Annotated in this window: 29 protein-coding genes and 1 pseudogene; 6 read left to right on the forward strand and 24 right to left on the reverse strand. The window is 65.9% G+C overall.

All coding sequences use genetic code 11. The features are described 5' to 3' along the window. The 3 genes from C457_RS09425 to C457_RS09435 form a co-directional block, all read right to left on the reverse strand. Positions 1 to 265: sugar phosphate nucleotidyltransferase (locus tag C457_RS09425; protein WP_008094038.1), on the reverse strand; the 265-nt coding region annotated here is incomplete at its 3' end. 447 nt (positions 266 to 712) lie between these two features. Next, the gene (locus tag C457_RS09430; protein WP_008094040.1) at positions 713 to 1,363 is read right to left on the reverse strand and encodes a DUF7344 domain-containing protein; all 651 of its coding nucleotides are present in this window, start codon (positions 1,361 to 1,363) and stop codon (positions 713 to 715) included. A gap of 472 nt (positions 1,364 to 1,835) precedes the next feature. Continuing rightward, the gene (locus C457_RS09435) at positions 1,836 to 2,369 is read right to left on the reverse strand and encodes a DUF7344 domain-containing protein (protein ID WP_008094042.1); all 534 of its coding nucleotides are present in this window, start codon (positions 2,367 to 2,369) and stop codon (positions 1,836 to 1,838) included. A gap of 349 nt (positions 2,370 to 2,718) precedes the next feature. On the opposite strand from C457_RS09435, the gene C457_RS09440 reads away from it, so the two are divergent. Beyond that, the gene (locus tag C457_RS09440) at positions 2,719 to 2,997 is read left to right on the forward strand and encodes a PadR family transcriptional regulator (protein WP_008094044.1); all 279 of its coding nucleotides are present in this window, start codon (positions 2,719 to 2,721) and stop codon (positions 2,995 to 2,997) included. A gap of 592 nt (positions 2,998 to 3,589) precedes the next feature. Beyond that, positions 3,590 to 4,012 carry a hypothetical protein gene (locus C457_RS09445; RefSeq protein WP_008094046.1) on the forward strand — a complete coding sequence of 141 codons (423 nt, stop codon included), beginning with the start codon at positions 3,590 to 3,592 and terminating at the stop codon, positions 4,010 to 4,012. Between the two features lie 47 nt (positions 4,013 to 4,059). On the opposite strand, the gene C457_RS09450 is transcribed toward C457_RS09445, so the two are convergent. From C457_RS09450 to C457_RS09465, 4 genes are all read right to left on the reverse strand, one after another. Next, on the reverse strand, positions 4,060 to 4,671 hold the full coding sequence (locus tag C457_RS09450; protein ID WP_008094048.1) for a nitrous oxide reductase accessory protein NosL: 612 nt from the start codon (positions 4,669 to 4,671) through the stop codon (positions 4,060 to 4,062). Positions 4,672 to 4,787: 116 nt separating this feature from the next. Next, a complete protein-coding gene (glmM, locus tag C457_RS09455) occupies positions 4,788 to 6,113 on the reverse strand; it encodes a phosphoglucosamine mutase (RefSeq protein ID WP_049913475.1) in 1,326 nt (441 codons plus the stop codon). Between the two features lie 181 nt (positions 6,114 to 6,294). Next, positions 6,295 to 6,609: a HalOD1 output domain-containing protein gene (locus C457_RS09460; protein ID WP_008094052.1), complete on the reverse strand. Its 315-nt coding sequence runs from the start codon at positions 6,607 to 6,609 to the stop codon at positions 6,295 to 6,297. 176 nt (positions 6,610 to 6,785) lie between these two features. Beyond that, positions 6,786 to 7,427: an NADPH-dependent F420 reductase gene (locus C457_RS09465; protein ID WP_008094054.1), complete on the reverse strand. Its 642-nt coding sequence runs from the start codon at positions 7,425 to 7,427 to the stop codon at positions 6,786 to 6,788. A gap of 183 nt (positions 7,428 to 7,610) precedes the next feature. On the opposite strand from C457_RS09465, the gene C457_RS09470 reads away from it, so the two are divergent. After that, the gene (locus C457_RS09470; RefSeq protein WP_008094055.1) at positions 7,611 to 8,216 is read left to right on the forward strand and encodes a hypothetical protein; all 606 of its coding nucleotides are present in this window, start codon (positions 7,611 to 7,613) and stop codon (positions 8,214 to 8,216) included. A 3-nt stretch (positions 8,217 to 8,219) separates the two neighbouring features. Here C457_RS09470 and C457_RS09475 read toward each other — a convergent pair whose 3' ends face one another. The 12 genes from C457_RS09475 to C457_RS09530 all read right to left on the reverse strand — a co-directional run bounded on the left by C457_RS09475 (position 8,220) and on the right by C457_RS09530 (position 19,407). Further along, complete coding sequence (locus C457_RS09475) at positions 8,220 to 9,530, reverse strand: MFS transporter (protein WP_008094056.1); 1,311 nt, start codon at positions 9,528 to 9,530, stop codon at positions 8,220 to 8,222. A gap of 48 nt (positions 9,531 to 9,578) precedes the next feature. Then, on the reverse strand, positions 9,579 to 10,016 hold the full coding sequence (locus tag C457_RS09480; protein WP_008094057.1) for a chemotaxis protein CheW: 438 nt from the start codon (positions 10,014 to 10,016) through the stop codon (positions 9,579 to 9,581). Continuing rightward, entirely contained in the window at positions 10,017 to 11,060 is a 1,044-nt protein-coding gene (locus C457_RS09485) for a methyl-accepting chemotaxis protein (protein ID WP_008094058.1), read from the reverse strand. 277 nt (positions 11,061 to 11,337) lie between these two features. Next, positions 11,338 to 12,324 (reverse strand): metal ABC transporter permease, encoded by a 987-nt coding sequence (locus tag C457_RS09490; RefSeq protein ID WP_008094059.1) that lies wholly within the window; start codon positions 12,322 to 12,324, stop codon positions 11,338 to 11,340. After that, positions 12,321 to 13,139: a metal ABC transporter ATP-binding protein gene (locus C457_RS09495; RefSeq protein ID WP_008094060.1), complete on the reverse strand. Its 819-nt coding sequence runs from the start codon at positions 13,137 to 13,139 to the stop codon at positions 12,321 to 12,323. The genes C457_RS09490 and C457_RS09495 overlap by 4 nt, the downstream gene beginning before the upstream one ends. Beyond that, positions 13,136 to 14,254 (reverse strand): metal ABC transporter substrate-binding protein, encoded by a 1,119-nt coding sequence (locus C457_RS09500; protein WP_008094062.1) that lies wholly within the window; start codon positions 14,252 to 14,254, stop codon positions 13,136 to 13,138. Before C457_RS09500 ends, C457_RS09495 begins: the two co-directional genes overlap by 4 nt. A gap of 166 nt (positions 14,255 to 14,420) precedes the next feature. Continuing rightward, positions 14,421 to 15,095: a DUF2306 domain-containing protein gene (locus C457_RS09505; protein ID WP_008094063.1), complete on the reverse strand. Its 675-nt coding sequence runs from the start codon at positions 15,093 to 15,095 to the stop codon at positions 14,421 to 14,423. Between the two features lie 255 nt (positions 15,096 to 15,350). Continuing rightward, entirely contained in the window at positions 15,351 to 15,557 is a 207-nt protein-coding gene (locus C457_RS09510; protein WP_004978121.1) for a cold-shock protein, read from the reverse strand. Positions 15,558 to 15,706: 149 nt separating this feature from the next. After that, positions 15,707 to 16,300: a TetR/AcrR family transcriptional regulator gene (locus C457_RS09515; RefSeq protein WP_008094068.1), complete on the reverse strand. Its 594-nt coding sequence runs from the start codon at positions 16,298 to 16,300 to the stop codon at positions 15,707 to 15,709. Between the two features lie 73 nt (positions 16,301 to 16,373). Further along, on the reverse strand, positions 16,374 to 17,291 hold the full coding sequence (locus tag C457_RS09520; protein WP_049913488.1) for a DMT family transporter: 918 nt from the start codon (positions 17,289 to 17,291) through the stop codon (positions 16,374 to 16,376). A gap of 177 nt (positions 17,292 to 17,468) precedes the next feature. Continuing rightward, on the reverse strand, positions 17,469 to 18,896 hold the full coding sequence (locus C457_RS09525) for an FAD-dependent oxidoreductase (protein WP_008094071.1): 1,428 nt from the start codon (positions 18,894 to 18,896) through the stop codon (positions 17,469 to 17,471). Between the two features lie 91 nt (positions 18,897 to 18,987). Next, positions 18,988 to 19,407, reverse strand: coding sequence for a CopG family ribbon-helix-helix protein (locus tag C457_RS09530; protein WP_008094073.1), 420 nt, complete (start codon positions 19,405 to 19,407; stop codon positions 18,988 to 18,990). A 274-nt stretch (positions 19,408 to 19,681) separates the two neighbouring features. On the opposite strand from C457_RS09530, the gene C457_RS09535 reads away from it, so the two are divergent. Beyond that, a complete protein-coding gene (locus tag C457_RS09535; RefSeq protein ID WP_239640739.1) occupies positions 19,682 to 20,224 on the forward strand; it encodes a hypothetical protein in 543 nt (180 codons plus the stop codon). A gap of 79 nt (positions 20,225 to 20,303) precedes the next feature. Here C457_RS09535 and C457_RS09540 read toward each other — a convergent pair. The 4 genes and pseudogenes from C457_RS09540 to C457_RS09555 form a co-directional block, all read right to left on the reverse strand. Then, positions 20,304 to 20,645: pseudogene (locus C457_RS09540) on the reverse strand (nitrate ABC transporter ATP-binding protein); the annotation flags it as partial. Between the two features lie 83 nt (positions 20,646 to 20,728). Beyond that, on the reverse strand, positions 20,729 to 21,157 hold the full coding sequence (locus C457_RS09545; protein WP_004978112.1) for a CopG family ribbon-helix-helix protein: 429 nt from the start codon (positions 21,155 to 21,157) through the stop codon (positions 20,729 to 20,731). A gap of 352 nt (positions 21,158 to 21,509) precedes the next feature. After that, a complete protein-coding gene (locus C457_RS09550; protein WP_008094077.1) occupies positions 21,510 to 22,868 on the reverse strand; it encodes a hypothetical protein in 1,359 nt (452 codons plus the stop codon). 1 nt (position 22,869) lies between these two features. Next, positions 22,870 to 23,478, reverse strand: a complete 609-nt coding sequence (locus C457_RS09555; protein WP_008094078.1) for a hypothetical protein — start codon at positions 23,476 to 23,478, stop codon at positions 22,870 to 22,872. 110 nt (positions 23,479 to 23,588) lie between these two features. On the opposite strand from C457_RS09555, the gene C457_RS09560 reads away from it, so the two are divergent. Beyond that, entirely contained in the window at positions 23,589 to 24,161 is a 573-nt protein-coding gene (locus C457_RS09560) for a hypothetical protein (RefSeq protein ID WP_008094079.1), read from the forward strand. Between the two features lie 38 nt (positions 24,162 to 24,199). After that, positions 24,200 to 24,658, forward strand: a complete 459-nt coding sequence (locus C457_RS09565) for a hypothetical protein (protein ID WP_008094080.1) — start codon at positions 24,200 to 24,202, stop codon at positions 24,656 to 24,658. A 21-nt stretch (positions 24,659 to 24,679) separates the two neighbouring features. Here C457_RS09565 and C457_RS09570 read toward each other — a convergent pair whose 3' ends face one another. Further along, positions 24,680 to 25,135, reverse strand: a complete 456-nt coding sequence (locus tag C457_RS09570) for a high-potential iron-sulfur protein (RefSeq protein ID WP_008094081.1) — start codon at positions 25,133 to 25,135, stop codon at positions 24,680 to 24,682. Positions 25,136 to 25,261 lie beyond the last annotated feature (126 nt).

Here is a 25,261-nt window from a genome sequence, read left to right on the forward strand (position 1 = left end):
TGCCGAGACGCGAGTCCTGGTGGACGAACTCGATGTCCGCGTCGGAGTAGGTCGCAGAGAGGTGCGACTGGATGCGGTCGGCGCGGTGGCCGACGACGACGACGACGCGCTCGATACCCGATTCGAACAGCGCGTCGAGGACGTACTCGACGACCGGCCGGTTGGCGACCGGGAGCATCGGCTTCGGTTGGAAGGTGGTGAGCGGGCGGAGCCGTCGCCCCTCGCCGGCCGCGAGGACGACCGCCTCGGTGATGCGGTCGTTCATTCGCGCCCTCCCGCGAGCGACGGACGTTCGGAACGTGACCGTGACGGTGAGTGAGTCATAGAGGGAACAGGGACGGCGACGGGGATTGTTATACAGAGGGTTCCCCGAACCGGTCGCGCGTTAGGGTCGCGTGTGAGACTGTTGCAAACGGCGAAAGCCGGCCTAAATCGGGAGGCAGGCGGGTTCGGTCGCTCCTAATCGGTGGGGCGTTCATCCGATGGTGTCGCCGCGCGGTCGAAGTCGCCACGTCGGTTGCACGGTCTGCGAATCACACCCGCGAGTCGAGAACGGGAGCGAGAGAGTCAGAAGCGGACTGGGAGCGAGAGAGTCTGAGAGAACAGACATCGACGTGCGAGCGGCGAGCAAGGCCGCCGCTGTCCGAAGCAGACCGAAGTAAAATCCAAGTTGTTCGTTGTATCGTTCGCGACGCGGGCGCGCGAGACCGGCTCAGAGGTTGAGGCGGCCCTTGTACGACTCCATCGCGGTGATAGCCATGAGCGTCGCGGTGCTCAGCACGGCCCAGCCGGCGGCCGGAATCTGTTCGAGACCGGGGACGCCGAGCAGGCCGCCGGAGACGGTCGCCGCCACGCCGGCAGCGATAGCGAGGTTCCGTTTCGGCGACGCGGCGAGCGGCGCCGACTGCTCGTCGTCGGTCTCGGTGCTGACGACGTCGCCGTCGAGGTACTGGTCGAGCTGCTTCGCGGTGTCGAGAAGCGTGATGTCACCGCGGTTCTTCTCGAAGTCGACGATTCCCGCCGAGTCCATCTTCGGGAGGTGACACTGGTACAGACCGATGTACACCCGCTTTCGCTGACTCGACGACAGCGCCTTTATCTCGATGCCGTTTTCCTTCGCGGCGATGAACTCGGCCATGTCGCCGAGCTTCGCTTCTCCGTCGTTCTCCTTGAGGAACCGGAGCGCGTCGCGCCGGCGCTGGTTCTTCAGAATCTCGAAGACGACGTCCTTCGAGAGCGCTTCGATTTCGGGTTGTTGTTGCTGTTCGGAAACCGCGTGAGACCCACCAGTCGTCTCCGCGAGTTGTTCGTTCGTCGTCTGATCAACAACGTCGGTGTCAGCTTGTAATGAATCGGTAACCATTGTTCCTTCCTCCCCCACTGTGTAGTCGGGTGCTACCGAGTGACGTGGTCAGTCGAGAGGGGAGACCACGTGACGTTTAGCACAGACCACAACCTTTGGATGCGCCCCACCAAGCGCGCCCCAGATTCAGAGGGTCAATCAACTAATAGGTTAAACGAGGATATATACTTGTCTGAGAATCCCACACTCTGATTTGTCCGACTGTTAGGGGTGCAAAATCTGCGAGTAAACTGGTTGTAACAATCTATACTAACTCAGACTTTCAATGTATCCGATAGTAACATAGTCCTACCGCGAAGTAGCAGAGTACCACGGTTTTCCGTCTAAGGAAACCGTTATCGAGAGGGACATCAAATTCGACTGGTAGTTAAACTCACGGATACACCGATTCGGCAGTAGCATCGACTGAGAATACGCGAGCGCTCCGGAGCGGGTGCCCACGGCGGTCGCGAGATGACGGTTTATCCGGCGGTTATTCCACGAGCGCTTCGAAGGCGTCGGCCGAGGTGCCCTCGCGTCGCTCGGAGAGGTACTGCGCGAACACCAGCGCGAGGAGCGCCGCGGAGACGAACACCGCGATTGCGCTCCACGAGACGAGCGCGAATCCCGGGAGCCCTCCCCACACCCCGAGGATGAGCACCCAACTGAGCGCGCCGAGAAGCGCGTAGTACCGACTCCACGATTCGCGCGCGTCGGGTTGCATCCAGAAGAACCCCCGCTTGGCGACGTTCGGGACGAGTTCGACGGAGCGCTCCTCGTCGTCGTAATCGACCAGTCCGGCGCTCTCGAGTTTCGGGAGGTGCGTCTGGTACAGCGAGATATACACGCGCTGTCGCTCTTCGTCGGTCACGTCCTCGACCGCCGTGCCGTTCTCTCGAGCCGCGACCATCGCCGCGAGTTGCTTCAACGAGATTGCTTCGCCCGCGCGGTGGAGGAAGTAGAGAATCTGCCTCCGGCGCGAGTTACTGAGGATGCGAAAGAGCTCGTCTTTTGATAGGGTTGTCATCGTCGTGTTCGGGGGCGGTCCTCGCACGCGATGCGAAAGAGGGAGCCGACCCGGTTGAGTCGTAGTACACCACAACCGACCTTTGTTATCGTGACGTTTCCGGGAGGCACCGGACCGGTTTCTAACGGAGATTAAGCTCATCTTCACGCGATATTTACTCGGAGACGGACCGTCAGCGGGAGGGAGTTATCTCGGTCTCAGAGATGATTACGTATCTCGTCGGTTTCGAGAAAAGTCCTCGCGCCGGAATGGGAGCAAACTCGCGACAGCGGCGGTAAGGAACCCAATTGTCCAGTATAGAGGTGGCTAACAATACCCGATGGCGGCGATACTTAGATTCGAGACTACAATGTTCGAATTGACTGGCTTCCAGCGCGACCTGCTGTACGTGATTGCCGGCGCAGAGCGCCCGTCCGGGCAGGAGATTAAAGAGATGATCAGCAAGGACGTCGGGGAGGTGAACCACGGTCGGCTCTACCCGAACCTCGACGCCCTCGTCGAACAGGGGTACGTGAACAAGGGACAGCACGACCGCCGAACGAACTTCTACGAGATGTCCGAGAAAGGCCACGAGTCCATCGTCGAGCGCCGAGACTGGGAAGACCGCCACGTCGGGTTCCTCGGATAGCACGCCGCCGTCCCCACAGCGGAGCGACGAACCGTCCGTTCGAACACCCGAGGGCGCGAGTGGGACGCCCGCCCCGGAAGAAACGAAGACGAGAACAGCTCGTCGCTGGTGGCCGCATCGGTCCCCGCGGTCTCGTCCGGTCCTCTCCCCTTTTCGACGCCGATTCGAGTCGAGCGACCGCAGCGGCGCTGAGCCGACCGCGTTCGACGAGGCTCGACGCCCACCGTCGCCCCGACTCCCGACTCGCCGACGCGGTTTCGAGGTTCATAGAGGCTCGGACGGCGAGGGAGCGGCCGCAGCGCACGCCACAGAGATATTTATCAGAAGTTAGTATATTCGGTCGCCGTCAAAAATATCACAAAAAGGACATTCAAATCGACACCGCAAATCAGCCATTAATGCAGCCATAAGAAACGGATTAATTCGAGAATAAGTGGCCACTGTCGGTCGTTTTTTCGGGCGAAACGAATCGTCGAAATTCGTCGGCGATTCGAACAGTAACGGTCTCAATAGTATCGTCTGTAGATATTCATGTATTCCTACTAATGTAATTATCGCAACATTTATGGGTGTAATCCGCAACCCCTGAGACATGGTAAGTGAACGGTCCACCGGGCAGGACCCAGAAACGACGACGACTGACGACGACGTCGGTAGACGCAAGTATCTCGCGCTGTGCGGGTCGGTATCGGCCGCCGGTGCACTCGCGGGATTCTCTGGGCTCGGCTCGGCGACGGAACAGGCCGACGAACCGGTCGGCGACGACGGGCACACGCTCGTCGTCGCAGGCACCGGTCCCGTCTCTTCGTTCGAAGTGACGGTCAGCGGCTCTATCTCACCGCTCCAATCGAACGGCGCGCTCAGCACGACCGGGACGGTCGGTCCCGCCGCCGAGGGAACCGTCGACGACGACTCGCGACGCTACCAGTTCGCGGGCGACATCACCAACTTCCAGTCGACCGACGCGGTGTCGGTCTACGTCGACGGCGTCCGCATCCCCAACGACTCGTTCTGAGGCCGTCGGAAACTCCGTTGTTTTCGAAGCGACCGACAGCGGCGGCGCTACGAGCGCATGTAGCCGCTGAGCCACTCGGGCGTCACGTCGTCGAACGATACGGTTTCCCCGCCGTGTTCGGCGACGAACCCGTCGGCGTCGGAATCCGACGAAAAGGGAATCAGGTCTTTACCCATGCCTCCGAGCACGTCGCTTTCGACGACGTACGTCATCTCGGTGGCGTCGCCGAAGGTCTCAGCGCCGGTATGGGTCGAGATGAACGTGTCGCCGCCCTCTGTCGAGAGCTCGTAGTCGACCGTCGAGTAGTCCGTGACGTACACCGCCGTCGCCTCCCAACCCTGCTCTCGGTGTTCGAAGTAGTACGGGAACAGCCCCATGCTGAGGGTGTGGAACCACGCCGGGTTGTCGTGGCCCTCGGGCGCGTTCTCGCGGTAGAAGATCTGTCCGTTCGGGCCGGCGTGGAGGCCGATGACCATCCCGCCTTGGTCGTCTTCCTTCCCGCCCGAGAGGTCGACGGGGTCGGGCCGCTGTTCCGGGGTCGAACCGCCGCCGAGACAGCCCGCGAGGGCCGCGAGCGCGCCGAGTGAAACGGCTTTCGTCGCAGCTCGGCGCGTGATCGGACCGTTCGAGCGGTCGCGCGGCGGAGAGTCGTCGTGCATCGTCGCTCTGTGCGGAGGTCGGGCGCCATGGTACATAAACCGTGAGAACGGTCGCTCGCGTGCGCGAACTGAACTACCCCCGCGGAGGAGGCGGACGGGTCACAAAAGCGAGTGCTTCAGGCGACGACGCGCGCGCCCTCGACGAGCGAACGAACGTCCTCGAACAGGCGGTCGGCGTCGGCCTCGTCGCGGGCCTCGGCGGTGATGCGGACCAGCGGTTCGGTCCCGCTGGCGCGGACGAGGAACCAGCCGTCGTCGGTGTCGACGCGGATGCCGTCGATGGTGTCGACCTCGTCGTACGTCGCGTGGATGTTCCGGGCGATTCGGTCCATCGCCTGGTGTTTGTCGTCGAACGAGAGGCTCGCGCGGCGGGTGGCGTACGCCGCCCCGCCGAGGCCGGCGACCTGTTCGGACAGCGGGCCATCGCGGGCCACGAGGTCGGTGAGTTTGAGCGCCGCGTAGTGGCCGTCGGGCGCGAGCGTCTCGTCGGGCCAAATCCACGCGCCGGAGGGCTCGCCGCCGAAGACGTAGCCGGGTTCGGCGACCGTCTCGGCGACGTGGACGTCGCCGACCGGCGTGTAGGTGACGCGCCCGCCGGCGGATTCGACCACGTCCTGTACGAGGAGGCTCGTGTCGACGGGGACGGCGACGGCGTCGCCCGGGGAGACGGCGTCCCGCGCGAACAGCGCGAGGAGCGCGTCGCCGGCGACGTACGCGCCGGTCTCGTCGACCGCGACGAGTCGGTCCGCGTCGCCGTCGTGGGCGAGTCCCACGTCCACGTCGAGCGCGGGGACGGTCCGCCGAAGCGCCGTGAGCGTCTCCGCGTTCGGCTCGCTCTTTCGGGCGGGGAACCGGCCGTCCTGCTGGCCGTCGATGGTGTTGACCGTCGCGCCGAGTTCGTAGAGCGCGTCGACGGAGACGCGACCCGTGCCGTTGCCGAGGTCGAACGCGACGGACACGTCGTCGAGGTCGTCGAACGACGAGACGAGGTGGTTCACGTGGCGGGCCGCGGCGTCGGGCCACTCGCGCTCCTCGCCGAGTTCGTCCCACGGAGCGAGCGACACCTCGTCGCGGTTGAGTCGGTGGACGATATCGCGCGTCTGGGCCTTGTCGAAGGCGCGGCCGCTCGGCGTCCAGAGCTTCAGCCCGTTGTCCGACGCGGGGTTGTGAGACGCCGTGATACCGATACCGGCGTCCGCGCCGGCCCAGCCGACTGCGCGGGCGACCGTGGGGGTCGAGGCGACGCCGAGTCGGACCACGTTCGCGCCGCACTCGCGGACGCCTGCGCTCACGGCGTCGGCAAGGACGTCCCCGCTGAGGCGGGCGTCCTGTCCGACGACGACGGTACAGGCGTCGCAGCCGACCGCGCGGCCGATTCGAAGGGCGAGTTCGGCGGTCACGGTTCGGCCAACCGGACCTCTGATTCCACTCGTTCCGAACATACCGTGGGAGACGATGACAGGACGTTTTGGTATGTTTCGCCTACTGTCACGAACGGGCGGTCAGGCGGTACCTACTGGAAGGCGGCGAACCGCGAGGCCGGCGTAACGAATCGCGGGACCGTGTCGCCACTCGCCGGAGGAGATGAGCGGTAAGTGGTCGGCGATTAGGTGGTGAGTCGCCTCACTGGAGGGGCTGGGCGTCGCCGATGGGGACCACTTCGATAGAACCGAGCGCGTCGAGCGTCACGCGGTAGCCCGCGTAGGAAAACGAGAGGAGCGCGTCCTCAGAACGGCCGAAGACCGTTTCGAGGGCGTCGGGGTCGATAGTCTGTGCGAGCGGCGGGAGCTGCGTCGGTCGGACGCCCTCGATTGCCGCAATACTCAATACAACGTTCGTACTTAGCAGCTCGGAAGAATCGCGGTCGACGCGGTACGACCCGGTCGCCTCGTCGTACGTCACGCGCGCGTCCTTCCAGTCGTTCGTCTGTGCCATCATGGGTGCCTTAACAGGCGTCTGTGTGCGATGGTGGCCCTTAAATCCATGCTATTTGTGAACAGTTGTAATTCGTGAACGTCACGAAAACGGACGGGTATGGCTGTGGTACTCCGCGAGCGCAATCTGGTGGCCACAATACAAAATCAAAAATGGTGACAATTTCGCGAGTACGACGGTCAACCCTGCCGGGCACGAAGCGTTCGGACGGTCTCACGCGCCTCTTCGACCGTGATTTCTCGCTTGTAGAGCGCTGAACCGGGTTCCAGTAGTTCGCCGCCCGGGACGAGCTCGCCGACGTCGACCGGGCCGAAGCCGATGTCGCGGACGAGGTCGGCGACGTGCGCCTTGGCGTCCGAGTCGTCGCCGGCGAGGAAGACCGCGAGGCGTTCCGATTCGGGGAGGTCGGGATGCCCGAGGTCGCGGAGCGTCTCCCAGTGGATGGTGTTGAACGACTTGACTAGTTTCGCGTCCGGGAGCTGAGCCGCGACGAGTTCCGAGGAGGTGTCGTCGCCGAGGTCGATGACGTGGAAGTTCTCGGTGTAGGGGTTCATCGCGTCGACGACTATCTTCTCTGCGAAGTGGTCCGCGTCGGGCAGCGATTCGCGCTCTCGGAACGGAACGGCGAGGAAGACCACGTCGCCGAACCGAATCGCCCGCGTCGGTTCCACCGCGCGAAGTTGCGGGCCGAGCGTCTCGGAGAGGTCCGCGAGCGACTCGACCCCGCTTTCGTTGGCTATCGCAACCTCGTGGTCCGACTCCACGAGGAGTTGGGCCAACGTCCCGCCGAGTCGGCCAGCGCCGAGTATCCCAATATCCATGAACAAAGATGTATGTTAACAAAGTTGAATCTTTGTGTGGTCAGCGGGACCGCGAGCGGCCCCGCTAACTCGGATTATCTACATCGTAATGTACCACATAACCGCATCAGACCGTCTCTATCCCGGAATTTTCAGCTATTCAGTACAATCATAATTTAGTATATATGTGTCGTTGGAAGCGACATGAACAGACGAACATTCCTCGGCGGCGTCGGAGCGGGCGTGGTGCTCCTCTCCGGCTGCCTCGGTGCGGAGGGTAACGCGCTCGACCCGGCGGCCGACCAGAACGACGACCCCGCGGGCGACGAACAGCCCGCGAAACCGGCGACCGACTCGCCCGAGTCGACTCCCGAACCGACGACCGAACAGCCCGCCGAACCGACACCCGAACCCACGCCGGAGCCGACGACCGACGCTCCCGAGGACCGCATCGACTTCGAGCGCGAGGACGACGACCCGGACGTCGTGGGCACGCTCCTGACGAAGGGACCCGTGCCGGGCGTCGTCGTCTCCTCGGACCTCCCGTACGCGAAGGCGTGGCAGAACTACGCCGAGACCGACGAGGAGGCGGGAACCTACCGCGTCGGTCTCTCCGTGAACACCTCCTCGCGCATCGGGCGACTGAGCGTCGTCGGTCGGGTGTACGACGCCGAGGGCGACCTCGTGGCCGAGGACACCGACGTGAGCAACAACGTCCCGGCGGACAAGAACGCGCTTATCCACCTCGTCTTCGAGGGCGACCTCGAGGCGATGTACTACTTCGAGGTCGACCTCGTCGTCCCGAACTGAGCGTCAGGCCCCGCCGGCGTACGCCTCGAACTCTTTTCCGCGCAGTGCGAAGTAAACCACGCCGACCACGCCGACGAGCGACGCGACCGAGAAGGCGAGCGTGGGGTCGCTCGCGTAGAGCCAGCCGCCGAGCGCCGCACTCGGGATGACGATGGTGTTCCGCACGAGGTAGTACGCGCCCGTCACCCGTCCGCCGGCGTTTCGCTCCGCCGGGCCGACGATGAGCGCCTTGTGCGCAGGGAGGCCGGCGAACCGAAGCCCCGAGAAGGCGAACAGGGCGACGACAACCCACTGGTCCGCCGGCGCGAAGATGAGGAGGACCGGAAAGACGGCGTACACCGCGAACCCGAGTCCGACGACCGGCTTGAGCCCGGTCCGCTCGGCGAGTTTCGAGACGGGGAGCTTCGTCAGGAGCGCGACGACCATCTCGACGCCGAGGAGGACGCCGAAGAAGGCGGCCGGTCGAAGCGAGACGCCGAACCCGGTGAAGCCGACTTCGAGGAACTCCGTGACGACGATGACGAAAAAGACGTACACCATCCCGTTGGCGAACCGGATGAGCGTGTCCGCGACGAGGAGCGGGCGGAGCGTCTCCGGGAGCGACCGGAGGTCGTCGCGGAGCTGTGCGAGCCCCTCGAACGACTTGCCCAGCGAGTCTTCGCCCGCGTCGTAGAGGACGTGCTGGGCGACGGTGGCGACGACGCCGAAGGCCGCGGCGACGACGAGGACGTACCGGAAGCCCTCGACGAACGTCGCCGTCGCCGCCAACAGCGCGGCCGCGATGAGCGGTCCGAGGAGGAAGCCGACGCGGCGGAAAATCTCGGTGCTGGCGAAGCCCATCGCCAGTCGCTCCGGTGGGACGCTCTGTTTGACGATGGCGAACGTCGCGCCGAGGCCGAACGACTTCCACGCCTGCGTGAGAAAGAGCCCGACGAAAATCCAGAGCCACGGTTCGAGCGAGACGCCCGCGAGCGTCACCTCGGGGACCTGCGGGGCGACGAACCAGAAGAGAAAGCCCGCCGACGAGACGGTCCCGAACAGCGTGAGCGAGAGGCGCGACCCGAGGCGGTCGGAGAGCGCGCCGCCCGGATACGGGTACAGTGCCCCGATGAGGTTGCCGACGCTCCCGTAGAGGCCGACGACGGTCGCGCCGGCCCCGAGCACCCGGAGGTACTCCGGGACGTACCGGCCGGTCATCTGAAACGAGAGACTGAACGCGAACATCGCCACCGAGAGGACGAACACGTCGCGTTCGAGCCCGATGAACTGCCGGAAGGAATCGAAGCTATCGACGGCGTCCCGACGTGTTTTCATCGTCCGAGTGGTTCGCGGGAGCGCTCAAGAAAGTACGGTGCGGTCGGCCTATTCGTCGACCGGCGGGTCGACCCAGACGACGAGACCGTCGTCGCCCCTGACGACGCCGCGGGTCAGGTCGTCGCCGAACGGCGCGTCGTCGACGGTCTCGGGGTCGACCGTCGTCACGCGGTCGACCTCGTCGACCAGCCAGCCGAACACGGTCGCGTCCTCGTCGGCGGCGTCGAAGACGACGACGCGGGAGGCGTCGGGGTTCGAACCCACGCCGAGGAGCGAGGCCGTGTCGACGAGCATCGTCGTCGCGCCCCGGTAGTCCATCGCGCCGACGACGTGCGGCGGCGAGTCCGGGAGCGAGCGGGCCGGCTTGCGGTCGATAATCTCGGTGACGACGTCGAGGGCCACGCAGTAGCGCTCCTCGCCGATTTCGAATTCGAGAACCTGCGTCGGCTCGTCGAGCGCCGCGTCGGGCGCGTCCGTGAGCGACATCTACGCGCTCCGGGCGGAGAGCCCGTCTTCGGCCGCGTCGAGTTCGTCTTCGAGGTCGTCCACCTCGTCGTCGATGTGGCCGGCGAGGAGCGCGACCTCGGAAATATTCGCCGTCTGCTCTTCGGTGGCCGCGGCGACCTGGTCTATCTCGCCGGCGACCTCTTCTGCGCCCCGAGCGGTCTGGTCGACGAGGCTCGCCACCTCCTCGGTGCTCGCGGCCTGCTGGTCGGTCGCGCGGGCGACCTCCTCCGCGCCGGCGGCGGCCTCGCCGACCGCGGCGTCGATGTTCCGGAGCGCGGAGACGGCCGCGTCGACCTCCGAGATGCCGTCGTTGACCTCCTCGTTCGCCTCCTCGATGTTGTCGACGGTCGTCTCCGTCGTCTCCTGGATGTCGCCGACGACCGCCTCGATTTCGGAGACGCTGTCGCGGGACTGCTCCGCGAGGCTCTTGACCTCGTCGGCGACGACGGCGAAGCCGGCCCCCGCCTCGCCGGCCCGCGCGGCCTCGATGGAGGCGTTGAGCGCGAGCAGGTTCGTCTGGTCGGCGATGTCGTTGATGACTTCGACGACGCTGTCTATCTGGTCGACTTTCGCGCGGAGGTCGGTGATTTCGTCGTACACGTCGGTGGTCACGTCGTCGACGGTTTCCATCGCGTCCGCGGCGTTGTCCGCAGAGCTTCGGCCCTCGGCGGCGAGGTCGCGCGCCTGGTCACTCATCGCCTTCGTCTGGTCGGCACTGGAGGCTATCTGCTCGACGCTAGCGCTCAGGTTCGACACCTCGCCGGCGACCTCACGCATGTTGGTCGACTGGTCGCCCGCGAGGTCGCTTATCTCCTGTGCGCTGACGGCCACGCTCTCGGAGGCGCGGGAGAGTTCGGCGACGGCCGTGCCGATTTCGTCGGTCGCGTCGTCCACGTCGTCCACGTCGTCGAGAACCTCGTCGGTCGCCGCGCCGGCGGCACCGGGACCGGAATACGCGTCGTGCTGTCGGGAGGGAGCCCCGTCTCCGGCGGCCGGTTCCCGTTCGTTTCGCTCGATTGCCATACGAACGAGTGTGGGAGTAAACTGATAAGTATTCGCGAACAGTATCAATAGAGATAATCGAGGATTGCCGCTAATCGCCTCAAAACGGCCAAAAATAACGGATTCGGAGTTGATATTGCAGGATGGATACCACACTACCGACGCTGACAGAACCAGGAATCGTCTGTCGGTTTAAAATCACTTGTCCGGTCAAGGCCGGACTCGGCGGGGGCTCTCCAGAGTCGCTCCGGAGTCGCTCGTGACCGCGATTCGGTGGGAGGGCCGAAACGGGGGGTGTTCAGGCCAGTCGGTGCCCGGCGGCGACGGCGACGAAGCCCGCGAGCGCGACGAGGACGATGGAGCCGCCGGCGGCGAGCCCGTAGAGGTACGCGACCGTGACGCCGGCGACGCCCGCGAGTTCGCCCGCGAGAACGCCGTACAGGAGCGACTGCTTGAAGCTCCGCCCGAGCCGCGAGGCGGTGACGACGGGGATGACGAGCAGCGCCGCGACGAGGATGACGCCCATGATTCGCATCGCGCTGACGACGACGAACGCGGTGAGAATCGACAGGAGCGTGTTGACGGCGCGGACGTGGAGCCGCGACGCGCGGGCGGCGGTCTCGTCAAACGTGACGTACACGAGCGGCCGGTAGGCGACCGCGACCGAGCCGACGACGACGAGTCCCATCGAGACGAGAAGTCCCACGTCGGCCCGCGAGACGGTCGCCAGCGAGCCGAACAGGTACTGGTTGATACCGACCGAGATGCCGCCGCCGGTGAGCGAGATGAGCACGCTCCCGAGGGCGAAGCCGCCGGTCAGGACCATCGCCAGCGCGGCGTCGCTCCGGGCGTCGGTGTACTCGATGAGCGCCTGCACGACGAGCGCCGCGACGACCGCGACGACGAGCGCGCCGAGGAGCGGCGGGACCGCGAGTCCGAGCGTCGCCTCGAGGAAGAGCGCGAGCGCGACCCCGGCGAAGGCGGTGTGGGCGAGCGTGTCCCCGACCATCGAGAGGTCGCGGTAGACGAGGAACGACCCGACGAGCGGGCCGACAACACCGATACACAGCACCGAGAGGTACGCCCGCTGCATGTAGGGATAGCCGAGGAAGTCGAGACCGGTGACGCCGGCGAGCCACGAGAACACCCCGCCGACGACCGCCGTCAAGAACCAGTCGAAGAGTCCCGCGAACGCGTCGGCCACGAGGAGCGGCGCGAGTGAACCGGCCGCGGAGAACTCAACCGCGAGGAGGTCGGTCGCCGCGAGCGCGACGGGGCCGGTCACGACTCGTCCTCCGGTTCGTCGCGGGCGTCACCGTGAGAGTGGTCGTGCGGGTAGTCGTGAGAGTTGCCGTGGTGATGGCTGTGGTCGTGGTCGAGCACGCGCTGGTTCGCGCCGTAGGCCGCGGCGAGCGCGTCGCTGTCGGCGAAGTCGTCGGGGTCGCCGTGGAAGTACAGCCGCTTGTTGAGACAGGCGATTCGGGACGCGCGGGCCGTGACGACGCCGATGTCGTGTTCGACGAGGACGACCGTCATCCCCTGTTCGTTCAGTTCGCCGAGGAGGTCGTAGAACGCCTCGCGGGACTCGGCGTCGAGCGCGACGGTCGGTTCGTCGAGCGCGAGCAGGTCGGCCTCCGCGGCGAGCGCGCGGGCGACGAAGACCCGCTGGCGCTGGCCGCCCGAGAGCGACCCGACCCGGCGGTCGGCGAGGTCCGCGATGTCCACGCGGTCGAGCGCCGAGGCGACCGCCTCGCGGTCGTCAGCAGAGAAGCGACCGAACAGGTTCCGCGGGTAGCGACCCATCCGGACGACCTCGCGGACGGTGACGGGCATATCGCGGGCCGCGTCCGTCACGTCCTGTGCAACGTAGGCGACGCGCTCGCCGTCCGAGAAGTCGTGGGCGGGCCGGTCGAACAGTCGCACCTCACCGTGGGTCGGTCGCTGGAGGCCGAGCATCAGCGTCAGGAGCGTGCTCTTTCCCGACCCGTTCGGGCCGACGAGTCCGAGGAACTCACCTTCGGGCACGTCGAGCGAAACCCCGTCGACGACGGGTACATCGCCGTACGAGAAGGCCACGTCGCTGAGCGAGACGGCCGTCATTGCGCGCCGAGCGCCGTCCGGAGCGACGGGAGGTTCACCTCGCGCATGATGTCCACGTACCCCCAGTCGTTTTCCTCCCACTCAGTCATTACGCCGGGAAGCGGCGTGAGCGGGAGCACGTCCTCGGCGTCCGTCTCGGAGACGAGTTGCTGTGCGGCGCGGTCGGACTCCAGCGGGTCCGCGAGGACGTGTCGGATGCCGTGTTCCTCGATGGTCGCCTGCGCCCGCTCGATGTCCCGCGGCGACGGCTCCTCGTCCGGCGAGATACCGGTGAGCGCGACGATTTCGAGGTCGTAGCGGTCGGAGAGGTAGCCGTAGGCGTCGTGGCCGGCGACGAGAATCACGTCGCGGTCGCGGGCGGCGAGGCCGTCCTCGAACGCCGCGTCGAGTTCCGAGAGCGTCTCGCGGTAGGACTCGGCGTTCGCGGCGTAGGCGTCGGCGTTCTCGGAATCGACCGACTGGAAGGCGTCGCGGAGCGTCTCGGTCGCGGTGGCGACCCGCGTCGGGTCCAGCCAGAAGTGCGGGTCGAGCTCGCCGTGGTCGTAGCTCTCCGACTCCTCGGCGTGCTCGTCGTCGTGGTGTTCGGTCTCGTCGTGGTGTTCGGTCTCGTCGTGGTGTTCGGTCTCTTCGCTGTGTGTCTCGTTCGCGTGCGCCTCTTCGTCGTGCTGTTCCGCCTCGTCGTGGGACTCGTCGTCGTGGACGTGGCCGTCGGGTCCGATTTCGTGGAGTTCCGCGTCCGCGGAGGCGTCCACCGCGGCGACGTCCGACCCGTCGGCTTCGAGCGACGACCGAATGTCGTCGGCCCACGGCTGAAATCCGGGCATTCCGTGGACGAACAGGTCGGATTCGAGTACCCGGCCCTGCACGTCCGGGCCGGGCTCCCAGCCGTGGCCGTGCTGACCGATGGGAACGAGCGTGTCGACGGACGCGGCGTCGCCAGCGACGTGTCGGGCCACGTCGCCGAAGACGAAGAACGAGGCCGTGGCCGTCGTCTCCGATTCGGCTGACGAGTCGGTCGAATCGGACGAGCCGTCACCGCCGAGACAGCCCGCGAGGCCGACGGCGGCGCTTCCGGCGACTGTCGCGAGGAACCTGCGTCGGGTCTTCGTTCGCATGTTATTAGAAAGCTGCTTTGAGATAATAAGTGCTGTTATTCTATCGTCCATTGTTGTTATTCAATGTCAGCCCAGAATTCGTCGAGCGCCGTCACACTTCGCGGCGAGAGGCCGTCGGGATAGCGGTCGGAAGGTGGAGAGAAGAGCGGTCGCCCGCGGTTCGCAGTCAGTCGGCGGTCGAGGCGGCCGCGCCGGGCGACCCGCGTTTGTACTTCCGGATGGCCACGAAGATGAGCGGCGTGCCGACGACGGTGGGCCAGAGCCACGCGGCGACGGTCGGGAGGAAGTCGAAGTTGACAGACGAGAAGGCGGTCACGGTGGCGATGTAGCCGCCGCCCATGCGGCCGATGTGTTCGAAGAACCACTCGCGTGACTCCGCGCGCTCCCGGCGGAAGGCGGCGATGTCGCGGACGCCGAAGCCGGCACCGGCCGCGCCGAAGACGAGCATCACGGTGGCGAAACTGTCGCCGGCGAGGAACCGGAGCGCGCCCATGGCGAGGAGACCGACCCCGGCGGTGGTGAGCAGACCGACCGCGACCCAGTCGACGAGTTCCGGCCTGTCGGTCGGGCGCTTCCGCGAGAGGACGCGGTCGCCCGAGAAGACGAAGTAGTAGCTGAACACCGCGACGAGCGCGAGGAACGTCCGCCCGCGGGTCGGCGCGAGGGCGAACAGCACGAGCGACGTGACCGCGACGACGGTCATCCCCGCGACGTAGACCCGGCCCGCCCGACGGTGGCGACGGCCGCCTTTCTTCGTGACTATCGCGCCGAAGCCGGCGAACAGTGCCGCGAATCCGGCGAGGATGTGGACGCCGAGCGTCGCGTCCTCGACGAGTATCATCGCGAAACCTCGATGGAGGCGGTTGACGGGTGCGGACGCTCGGTGCGATTTGGCGGGGCGTGGGGGCTGTGTAGGCTCGGCATAGAACCGAGTCGTTCGAGGAGCGATATAAATCTACTGAGTGAGTACTTACTCAGAGGCGAGGGCGAACCACGACCGAGACAGTCGGCTCCGTCGAGAGCCTCGGCTCGCCGTGTAATCGTCTGAAAAGTCGAGGTGTCGTCTGCCGCTACAAACAGCAGTCGCGTCTCGGTGTTACTGCCGAACGACGTTCGCCGCGCGGGGGCCCTTGGGCGAGGACTCGATGTCGAACTCGACTTCGGTACCTTCCGTGAGGTCTTCGCCGCCGACGTCTTCCATGTGGAAGAACACGTCTTCGTCGTCGTCGAGGTCGCCGTCGTCAGTAGAGATGAAACCGTAGCCGCCAGTGTCGTTGAAGAAATCAACTTTGCCGTGTGCCATTACGAACAAATCGAAGGTCGGGCGACGGATAACCCTTCCGAGGGTCAAGGTACCACGACCCTTCGAAAGACATTCGTCCACCCACTCACGGCCGTTTCGGTAGATAAGTGCCAGACTGAGCGGGGACGACAGAAACAGACGGGCGGGTCTCACTCGACCAACAACGAGTCGATGTACGCCGACAGCGACTCCCGGAGATCGTCGCCGACGCCCTCCATCCCGAGCGCGAGGGCAAAGCCGGTGTAGCCGTCGGTCGCCGAGAGGACGAACGCGGCCGTTCCCTCGGGGTCGACCTCGCGGAAGACGCCCTGTTCGACGCCGTCGCGGACGATGTCGGCGATGACGTCGAGGGTGTGGCGCTCCATCCGGAGCAGCGGTTCGCGGAGCGTCTCGTTGTGCGGCGCGTGCGAGAGGAGTTCCATGACGGCGATGTTGACGCCGGCGGCGGCCGGGTCGTCCTCGTCGACGAGGAGGATGTCGCAGACCGCTCGAAGGCGCTCTTCGGGCCCCTCCGCGTCGATTTCGTCGAGGGTCCGCGCGAGGTAGTCCTCCGACGTTTCGAGGAACGCGACGATCATCTCGTCTTTCGAGTCGTAGTAGTAGTACAGCCCCGCCTCGCTCTTTTCGCTCTCCGCGGCCACCTTCTTCGTCGTCAGTCGAGCGTAGCCGTGCGTGGCGAGCGCCGCGCGGACCGCGTTCGCAATCTGTGCTTTCTGCTCGGGCGGCACGGAGTCGGCGGGCATGGTGAGTGAGTGTTCGCTCGCTCGCCTACTTGTGTCCGTTGTTCCGCGGGCGAAGCGCGGGACGCGACGACCGTCACTCCGCAGACCGACCGCGCGCTCCCCCGACCAACTCGCCGAGCGCCCGGCGCTTGATGAGCGCGAAGCCGACGAAGATGGAGAGGAACCCGAGCGCGGTCACGGAGTCGATGAGTTGACCGAGAAAGGCCCAACTGAGGAGCGTCGCGGAGACGGGTTCGACGTAGCCGATGAGGTTTATCTGCGTCGGGCCGAACCGGCCGAGCAGTTCGAAGTAGATGAGGAACGCGCCCGCGCCGCTGACGACGGCGAGATAAAGCAGCGATCCGACGGCGACGCCGGACCACTCGATAGCCGCGAGCGACTCGCCGGTGGCGACGCCCGCGACGGACAGGAGCGCGGCCCCGAACAGCATCGCCCACGCCTGGAGCGTTCGCGCCGGGATGTCCGACGAGAAGGGGCGCGTCAGGACGGCACCGAGGGCGAAGCACGCCGAGGCGACGAAGACGATGGCGACGCCGACCACGTCGCTGGAGAGGAGCGCGGTCGGGTCCGGTTGGGCGACGAGGCCGACGCCCAGAAAGCCGAAGCCGAATCCGAGGACGCCGAGCGGCGAGATGCGGTCGCCGAGGATGCCTGTCGCGAACAGCGCGGTCAGGACCGGTCCGAGGCTGATGACGATGGCCGCCACCGCGCCGGGGACGTGCTCCTGTCCGAGGTAGAGAAACGCGTGGTGCGCGCCGATGAGGAGGCCGCCGGAGACGCCGACGAGCGTCCAGTCGGTCCGGCTGTGCGGCCGCCAGTAGTCGGTCGAGGCGGCGGCGTAGCCGAGGACGATGACCCCCGCGAGGAAGAACCGAAGCGCCGCGAAGTGCAGCGGCGGGAAGTACGCGAGACCGACTTCGATAGCGACGAACGAACTCCCCCAGAGGAGTCCCAGAAGGACGAACAGTCCGGTGGCGACCCGGCCGTTCACCGACACCACGCCCCGCTCGGCGGTCGGCGATGCGACTCCGCCGGACTCGTCGGCCGCGTCGGTTTCGTTTCGACACTCCCGCGCTCTGTTGGAGGTATATCCAGCACGTGAGCGTATCGTTACCACACAATCGATAATAGTCGTTTTGTTCGGTTCGAATCTCGAACCGCTCGCGGCTTACAGCGAGCCGCGGAGGACCTTCGCCGCGGTCAAAATCGGGTCCCAGACGGGGCTGAACGGCGGCGCGTAGCCGAGGTCGAGACGCTCCACTTCGGCGACGGTCAACTCGGAGGCGAGCGCGGTCGCCACGGTGTCGATTCTGACGGCGGCGCGGTCGGCTCCGACGATGGTGCCGCCGAGCAGTCGCCCTGTGTCGCGGTCGGCGACGAGCGTGACGGTCGTCTCGACTGACCCGGGGTAGTAGCCAGACCGCGAGCCGGCGGTGATGGTCTCCGAGACGGGGTCGAAGCCCGCGTCGCGCGCCTCGTCGAGGTCCGTCACGCCGGCGCGACCGCACTCGAGGTCGAACGCCTTCACGACCGAGGTGTTCGCGACGGTCCCGATGGGTTCGGGGTCGCCGGCGACGGTCTGGCCGATGGCGCGCCCGGCGCGGTTCGCGGGCAGGCCGAGCGTGTTCCACGTCGGCTCGCCGGTGACGACGTGGTCGATTTCGGCGCAGTCGCCCGCGGCGTAGACGCGCTCCGCGCTCGTCCGCCCGTAGTCGTCGACCGCGATAGCGCCCGTTTCGCCGAGGTCGACCGCGTCGGCGACGAGGTCCGAGTTGGGGCGGAGACCGATACCGACCATCGCCGCGTCGACCGCGAGTTCGTCGCCCTCGCAGACGACGGCCTCGACCCGGTCCGCGTCGTCGCCGCGGAGTCGCTCCACCGACGCGCCGAGGTGAAGCGTGACGCCATTGTCTTCGAGGTGGTCTTCGACCCGCTCGCCGACGGCGTCGCCGAAGGAGCTGAGGACGTGTCCGGAGCGCTGGAACAGATGGACGTCGAGATCGTGGGCGGTGAAGGCCTCAGCCATCTCGACCCCGACGAACCCGCCGCCGACGATGGCGACCGACTCGGGCGGTTCCATCGCGCCGAAACGGGCCGCTCGCGCCTCGTCGACGAACCCGCCGCCGCCGAGGTCGGCGACCGAGGCCTCGTTCGGGTCGGTGAGGAACGACCGAATCGCAGCCGCGTCGTCCAGCCCGTGGAGCGTGAACGCGCCGTCGAGGTCGATGCCGTCTATCGGTTCGCGGAGCGCCCGCGCGCCGGTGGCGACGAGGAGGTCGCCGTAGGGCTGTTCGAACGTCCCGTCGGGGCCGTCGACCGTGACGACCCGCTCGTCGGTGTCGACGGCGACGACCTCGTGTTCGCGCCGGAGGTCGATACCGCGGTCGGCGGCCGCCTCGGGCGACAGCGAGAGCATGTCGGTGAGCTTGTCGACCTCGCCTTTGACGAAGTAGGGCGTGCCGCAGTGGGCGTAGGAGACCCAGCGGCCCTTCTCGAAGACGACGACCTCGCGGTCGGCGTTGGCGCGGGCGAGCTTGCTCGCGGCGGAGAGTCCGGCGGCGTCGCCGCCGACGACGACGAATGGTTCGTCAGACATTGTGAGAGAGTGGTACGCCCGCCGACACCTAACTTCCTTGGCCAACGACGAGTGCTTACGCGAGTTCGAAGAGGACGCCAACCCTTTCGAGTCAAAACGAGTCCGAGTCACTGACTTCGGCACTCATCACGTCGACCGGGACGAGGGTGTATTCGACGGAGACTGACTCGCCCGCCCCCCGGACAGTCGCAATGAACCGCAAGACATCGTCGTAAGCGGCTTCGACGACGAACGTCTCAACGCAGCCCGCGTTGTCGCCGAGGCAGTTGTGCGAGTTCGACCGAATCGACGCTTCGAACTTGTGGCGGAGTTCCATCATTCGGCCCTCTATCTTCGGTTTATCGTACCCAAAGACGACGGTCACCGTCGCTAAGACCTGTTGACCCTCGTAGTCAGTCTGTTCGTACTCCGCAAGGAGCGACTGGCACGCTTCACGAATAACCGCGCTTCGGCCGCTGTAGCCGTGTTCTTCCGCGAACGCATCGAGGTCGTCACGGAGCCACTCGGCCATCGAGGTGCTTACAATCGTCATGTGTTAAATTTCTATTCTAGAATAATAGAGATAGTGGATAATAGAACAATGTATTAATATCGCGTTCGTTTCAGGTGTTGTCATAGAGGACCTGCGGACGACACCGCTCCCTCGCGGAATCCGGGAGCGTCAAGGACTCGACGCTTTGGTCGGCTTGGGAGTTCCTCACGCACTGTAACTGCGGGTCTAACGGCTGACCCACTGCGAGAGTAATGGCAAAAAACATACATCACGAGGTGTGGATGGTTCTGTCATGAGCCCTCCCCTCTCGCGTCGACGGGTTCTCACACTCGGCGGTTCAACCGGAACAGCCGTCCTCGCCGGGTGCCTTGATGCCGTTACGGGAAGCGAACAGCAGGTCTGTACGTCGGGGTATCGTGACGTCGGAGACGCGTTCGCGAAGCGGTCGATAGTGAACTATCTTCGGTATGCGTCGTTGACCGTGCCGCAGTCGATCCCGACTGGCGGGAAACTGGTGGCGAAACTCACAAACGAGTCCGGCGACCCGCTCACCACGCTGGGCAAACCGCGATACATGATTCAGCGATTAGGGTCTGACGGCACGTGGCGGAACTCCATCGGCGTGCCTGAAGGACACGAGTGGTCGCCGTCTCAGCGGGTACTGGACCCCGGCGAAGAACTCCGGTGGGAAATGCGACTCCGCGCGAACGAATTTTCAGGCCCGTTCGAACGGTGTACGACACACACTCCAGCCACGTACCGATTCGTCTACTGGGGGTTCTCCGAACACGGCGCGGGCATCGCACTCGCCGCGCCGTTCGAGCTCGTCGAATAGCGACGGGAGGAACGCACGCATCGACAGCATGCGACGGGACGCTCACCGGCGTTGTAACGACGCAGCAGCAACCACCGAGCTATTCGTGGCTGCTGTCTACCGGACTGCCGAGTTCGTCTCTGATTCTCGCGACGTACTCGACAAACTCGTGGGCTGTTCGTTGACGCGGGCGTTCTAAATCGATAGAGATGCTCGAACGGACGGTCCCCGGGTCGGCGTCCACCACGACGACGCGGTCGGCCAGCGTCACCGCCTCGTCGATGTCGTGGGTGACGAACACGACGGTCTGTTCGGTCTGCGCCCAAATCTCGAGCAGTTCAGCGTGGAGGCGGTCTCGCGTCCGCGCGTCGACGCTCCCGAACGGTTCATCCATAAGTAGAATCTCCGGGTCGACAGCGAGGGCACGAGCGATGCCGACGAGACCAGCAACTGCGGTGGCAATTCCCCCGCCTGCAGGCGGGCGAAGATGCCAGCCGGAGAATATCCGAACCGTGAAAATCGAAATTAGCTCATATCCGCGAGCGGACCGAAGTCGTCGACCGGAAGCACCGAATAATCGATCGTAAGCGTGTCTTTCGTCGCTCTGATTTTTCCGACGAACGTCGAGATGTCTTCGAGCGACCCCTCGAGAACGAACAGTTCCATACAGTGGTGCCCCCCGACGTGGCTGTGGAAGTTCGACGCAACGATGTCCTCGTACTCGTGGCGGAGTCGCATCATCTTCTCTTCGACGCTCGTCGTCTCGTAATCGAAGACGACGGTTACGACGCCCATCAGTTCGCGGTCTTCGAGTTTCTTGTCCTCGAACTCACCGAGGAGGTTCCGACTCGCCTCTCGGAGTACTTCGCTCCGACCAGTATATCCGTGGTCCTCGGAAAACTGGTCGATTCGCTCGAGTAGTTCCTCCGGCATCGAGACGCTAACGACGGCCATATAACAATCAAACCGCCATCAAATATTAAGCCTTATTATCGGATTGGGTAGCATTGCGACGGAGGACACCCAACCGTTGCCAATCTCCCGCGTTTCACCGAGGGGAGGAGGTGCTATCTAAGTAGCACCTCACCCGAAGTTCGTCCATCGAGCGCTCGATTCGGTCGAGTGCGATAGTAGTGCGCGGGTTGCATGAACCAGTTGTGAGCGCCCCCATGACTCGCCATCCACGAGTTATCGAAGCGGTCGTCTCGAGAGTTTCCGAGAGTCGATGCAGAGACGCGGCAGTCGGACCGTAGCATACCGTCCAAACAGTTCGCGGGGACGCGCCCAAAACGAAGAAGACGGCCCGTCAGCGGTGGACGCCGCCGCGCTCGGCCGCGAGCGTTCCGAGCACCCACGCGCTCACATCAGGCGTCTCGCGCGCGGCGAACTCGGTGGTCGCGTACTGCGCGAGCGCGTTTCGCGCCGCTCGGGGGTCGTCGTCCGAATAGTAGTCGTCGCGGAAGTAGTCGTCGCCGCGGCCGACCATGTGGGCGACATCGACCAACGCGCGCCGCGTCAGGTGCGGGTTCGACCCGTCCGACCGAGCGGCTTCGAGGGCTTCGAGCGCACCGAGTTTCGCGTCTCTGACCGCGGCCGCGGACTCGACCGACTCGTACCGGCCTCGCTTGACCGCCGTGACGGCGTCCTCGAACGCCCGGCGGTGCGTCTCGGCGGTGTGTGCACCCACGAGCGCGGTGGCGAATCGCCCGCTTCGGAGGGCTTCGGGGACGGTGTGGACGTTCGAACCGAAATCGATGAAGGTCTCCATCAGCAGGTCTTTGGCCGGCGTGGATTCGAGTTCCTCGGGGTCGAACCCTTCGGCCTCGACGACGGCCTCGAGCTCTCCCTCCTCGGGATACTCGGCCAAGCGGTCCGCGACGACCTCGACGAGCGAGGACGCGGTCGACTCGAACGCGTCGGTGAAGTCCAGCGGGTCGGCAATCGTCGCGAGATAGCGGTCGCGGACGTGGCGCGCGCCGCCGAGCGACGCCCGCGCGGACTCGACCGCGTCGAGCAGTTCGCCGACCTGCGGGGCGCTGTCGGTGTAGCGGCCGTACTCGTCGGCGTTGTCGAGATACCGGACCGCGGCCGCGACGAGGTTCTCGACGGCCTCGTACACCACGAGCGCCCGGTCCGGTTCGTCGCCGAGATACCGCGTACCGAGCCTGAACGACTCGATGTCGGCGCGGACCGCCTCAGCCTCGTCACGCACGTCCGATTCGGTGAGGTCGCCGACGGCGGCGTCGTAGGTCCCCTTCGCCATCGCCGCTGCCCCGCGAGCGTAGCGCAGTCCCCGAAGCGCCTCGAAGGGCGATTCGTCGGCGTCTGCGGGGGCGAGGTCCTCGGCGGCGTCCGCGTACGCCTCGGCGTAGATGTCCCGGACCGCCTCGTTCGGGACCTCTTCCGGGGACATCGTCTCGGGACAGGAATCGAGGAGTTCGCGGGCGCGAGCGCGGCCCTGTTCGAGGAACGAATCGGCAATCGGGGCCGGAACGCGGGCCGGGAACGCCGGCGACCCGAGTTGCCTGACCTGCCGGAGCCCCGCAGCGTCGAGGGCCGGGTCGTCCGATTCGGATTCGCCCGCGTCGAGCGCGGTACACCCCGCGAGCCCGGCGACGCCGACCCCGGCGAGCGAGGCGAGCACGTCGCGTCGCGTCCGGGGCATCTCAGGCGTCCTCCGTCTCGGTTCGGAGCGACGGCGGGAGGCGACAACTGCTTCCGCCGCCGTGTCCCCAACTCGACTCGTCCGTCGAGTACGGAAGTCGAATCAGCGAGGCGACGACGTGGCGGTCGTCCACGGAGCACTCGACCGAGGCGGCGCGGAGCGGGTGACAGAAGTCGAGGTGGACGACGCTGTCCGGCGGGTTCGTGACGTACAGCAGTTTCACCCGGTGGCAGGCGTCCGTCCGGTGCTGGGTGATGACGAGCGTCTGCTCGTCGAGGTCCGTCTCGTCGATGAACGCTCGGGCCTCGTCGATGCCGTCGGGTTCGGCTGCGACCGCGACGTTCTCGCGCTCCTCGTCGGTGGCGACGAGGAAATCGTCGAGATACGACGACCCCGTGTCCTCGTCTTCCCGGGCGGCGTCCCGGAAGATGGCGGTCTCGGCGTCGTTGCGAACTGTCAGGGCGTCGTAGTCGGTGACGAGCGCGTCCGGGGAGGGGCCGTGTGGCTCGTCTAAACTGGAACTGGACCCCTCGCCGGAACACCCGGCGAGCGCGGCGACAAGGGACGCGCCGCCAGCCTGGAGGACCTGTCTGCGGGTCGGCAGGGACATGTGTCGGTTTCCCAACCGAACGCCAGCGGTATGTGCCTTCTGATGCGCCGGGTCGCCGCCGGCCGAACCGCGGGACATTTCCCCGACGGCCGCCTCGTCTCGACCGATAGATGCGCGAGGACGAGTTGGCGACGCGGGTGGTCGAGCACTTCCGGGCGGCCTTCGACGACGTGGAGATTCACCTCGAAGAGCCGTACGACCACTACGGGAACCGCGGCGTCGCCGACGTGTACGTCAGGGTGCGGACGCCCGAACCGGTCGATTACCTCATCGAACTCAAGGCCGACGCCGCCGTCCGCCACGCCACCGGCGCGAACGAGGTGCTCCGCCAGTACCGCCGCATGGAGCGCTACTTCTACAAGGACGACGAGCACGCCATCCGGACGAAACTCGGCCGCGAGGGGCCGGGCGTCCACGCGCTGTTGCTGTTCGCGCCGACGAGACGCTGCGTCGAGCACGTCCGGGAACACGCCGCCCTGTACGAGTCGGTCGACCCCGACGCGACCGTCGAGGGCGTCGAGGCGGTCCGAAAGGTGGCCTTCCTGACCAACCTCGACCGCGCGCCCGAGGGCGAACTCGGCTTTCTCTCGCTCAACGGGCCGCTCGCGTTCGACTCGGTCCCCTTCCGCGAGGCCGTCCCGTCGGGGTCCCGCCTCGCGGACGCCCTCTGGGGCGACGACTAGCGGACACGCTCATACACCCCCCGTTCGTAGGGGCGTGCATGGGAACGATTCGAGAGTCGGTTCGAATCCCGTTGGGGGACCTCCGTCAGCAGGTCGCTGACACCTTCGGCGTCGCGGCGTCGCTCGTCGAGATACACGGCATCCGGCTCGAAGACGGGGCGCTCGAAGTCGACGCGAGCTACCCCGACGGGGAGGACGTGCCGGTCGTCGAACTGTTCGTCACCGACCCGACCGGGAACACCGAGTCCTACGTCACCGAGTTGGACGGCGCGAAGAACCTCCTCATCGCCGGCGAGGACGTGCTCGTCGAACTCGTTGACTACGACCCCGAGCGCGGCGAGGTGTTCGTCTCGGTGAAACACCGACAGGACGGCGAGATGGTGACCGTCCTCGGCTGCGGCGAGAAGTGGGTGATCCCGGTCGAGCGCGACGGGGTCGAAGAGTCCATCCGCTGTCGGATTCAGAGCGCCGTCGGGCCGACGGGTGACGACTCCTGACCGCGACTGCGGTTCGGAGCGTTATCCCTCGTATTCGACGTAAGAGACGCAGTACCCCTCGGGATCGACTTCGCCCGCGACGATGGCGCACGCGCCCACGCCGTCCCCGTTTTTGTCCTCGATGTAGTACCGGCAGGTCGAACACTGCTTGCCGTCTTTCGGCTCGTCTTGGTACGAGACGGCCTCCTGCGACGAGAGGCTGTCGGGGTTGCGCTGGGTGCCGTCGAGGGACGTGGCGGTCGCGTACGCCTCGGGAACGCCCCCGGTCGACCCCGACGACTGCGTCGTGGTCGCTGTCGCCGTCGTCGTCTCGGTCGCGCCGCCACCGCCGCCGGAACAGCCGGCCAATCCGGCCATCGCGGCGGTCCCGGTGAGCCAGATGAACCGTCTCCGTGTGCGGCCGGTGTCGCGGGTATCCCGACTCCGCGTCGGTCGGTCGGTCGCGTCTCGGCGTGGCGTCCGCTCGTCGTCTTCCATGCCAGTCTCTGACGCGCGGCGTCGGTAAAACCGAGCCAGCCGGTTCTCATGCGGCAAGAATTGCGGACGCGTTGATGATGTCACGCTGCTAAGTAACACGGATACGCGAATCGGGCCGCGAGAGAG

It is taken from the genome of Haloferax prahovense DSM 18310 (assembly GCF_000336815.1).
In the GTDB taxonomy this organism is placed as follows: domain Archaea; phylum Halobacteriota; class Halobacteria; order Halobacteriales; family Haloferacaceae; genus Haloferax; species Haloferax prahovense.

Excerpts from the sequence above, each read along its gene's own strand:
- C457_RS09430 (WP_008094040.1), bottom strand. The coding sequence starts at position 1,363 with ATGGTTACCGATTCATTACAAGCTGACACCGACGTTGTTGATCAGACG.
- C457_RS09435 (WP_008094042.1), bottom strand. The coding sequence starts at position 2,369 with ATGACAACCCTATCAAAAGACGAGCTCTTTCGCATCCTCAGTAACTCG.
- C457_RS09440 (WP_008094044.1), top strand. The coding sequence starts at position 2,719 with ATGTTCGAATTGACTGGCTTCCAGCGCGACCTGCTGTACGTGATTGCC.
- C457_RS09445 (WP_008094046.1), top strand. The coding sequence starts at position 3,590 with ATGGTAAGTGAACGGTCCACCGGGCAGGACCCAGAAACGACGACGACT.
- C457_RS09450 (WP_008094048.1), bottom strand. The coding sequence starts at position 4,671 with ATGCACGACGACTCTCCGCCGCGCGACCGCTCGAACGGTCCGATCACG.
- glmM (WP_049913475.1), bottom strand. The coding sequence starts at position 6,113 with ATGTTCGGAACGAGTGGAATCAGAGGTCCGGTTGGCCGAACCGTGACC.
- C457_RS09460 (WP_008094052.1), bottom strand. The coding sequence starts at position 6,609 with ATGATGGCACAGACGAACGACTGGAAGGACGCGCGCGTGACGTACGAC.
- C457_RS09465 (WP_008094054.1), bottom strand. The coding sequence starts at position 7,427 with ATGGATATTGGGATACTCGGCGCTGGCCGACTCGGCGGGACGTTGGCC.
- C457_RS09470 (WP_008094055.1), top strand. The coding sequence starts at position 7,611 with ATGAACAGACGAACATTCCTCGGCGGCGTCGGAGCGGGCGTGGTGCTC.
- C457_RS09475 (WP_008094056.1), bottom strand. The coding sequence starts at position 9,530 with ATGAAAACACGTCGGGACGCCGTCGATAGCTTCGATTCCTTCCGGCAG.
- C457_RS09480 (WP_008094057.1), bottom strand. The coding sequence starts at position 10,016 with ATGTCGCTCACGGACGCGCCCGACGCGGCGCTCGACGAGCCGACGCAG.
- C457_RS09485 (WP_008094058.1), bottom strand. The coding sequence starts at position 11,060 with ATGGCAATCGAGCGAAACGAACGGGAACCGGCCGCCGGAGACGGGGCT.
- C457_RS09495 (WP_008094060.1), bottom strand. The coding sequence starts at position 13,139 with ATGACGGCCGTCTCGCTCAGCGACGTGGCCTTCTCGTACGGCGATGTA.
- C457_RS09500 (WP_008094062.1), bottom strand. The coding sequence starts at position 14,254 with ATGCGAACGAAGACCCGACGCAGGTTCCTCGCGACAGTCGCCGGAAGC.
- C457_RS09505 (WP_008094063.1), bottom strand. The coding sequence starts at position 15,095 with ATGATACTCGTCGAGGACGCGACGCTCGGCGTCCACATCCTCGCCGGA.
- C457_RS09510 (WP_004978121.1), bottom strand. The coding sequence starts at position 15,557 with ATGGCACACGGCAAAGTTGATTTCTTCAACGACACTGGCGGCTACGGT.
- C457_RS09515 (WP_008094068.1), bottom strand. The coding sequence starts at position 16,300 with ATGCCCGCCGACTCCGTGCCGCCCGAGCAGAAAGCACAGATTGCGAAC.
- C457_RS09525 (WP_008094071.1), bottom strand. The coding sequence starts at position 18,896 with ATGTCTGACGAACCATTCGTCGTCGTCGGCGGCGACGCCGCCGGACTC.
- C457_RS09530 (WP_008094073.1), bottom strand. The coding sequence starts at position 19,407 with ATGGCCGAGTGGCTCCGTGACGACCTCGATGCGTTCGCGGAAGAACAC.
- C457_RS09535 (WP_239640739.1), top strand. The coding sequence starts at position 19,682 with ATGAGCCCTCCCCTCTCGCGTCGACGGGTTCTCACACTCGGCGGTTCA.
- C457_RS09545 (WP_004978112.1), bottom strand. The coding sequence starts at position 21,157 with ATGGCCGTCGTTAGCGTCTCGATGCCGGAGGAACTACTCGAGCGAATC.
- C457_RS09550 (WP_008094077.1), bottom strand. The coding sequence starts at position 22,868 with ATGCCCCGGACGCGACGCGACGTGCTCGCCTCGCTCGCCGGGGTCGGC.
- C457_RS09555 (WP_008094078.1), bottom strand. The coding sequence starts at position 23,478 with ATGTCCCTGCCGACCCGCAGACAGGTCCTCCAGGCTGGCGGCGCGTCC.
- C457_RS09560 (WP_008094079.1), top strand. The coding sequence starts at position 23,589 with ATGCGCGAGGACGAGTTGGCGACGCGGGTGGTCGAGCACTTCCGGGCG.
- C457_RS09565 (WP_008094080.1), top strand. The coding sequence starts at position 24,200 with ATGGGAACGATTCGAGAGTCGGTTCGAATCCCGTTGGGGGACCTCCGT.
- C457_RS09570 (WP_008094081.1), bottom strand. The coding sequence starts at position 25,135 with ATGGAAGACGACGAGCGGACGCCACGCCGAGACGCGACCGACCGACCG.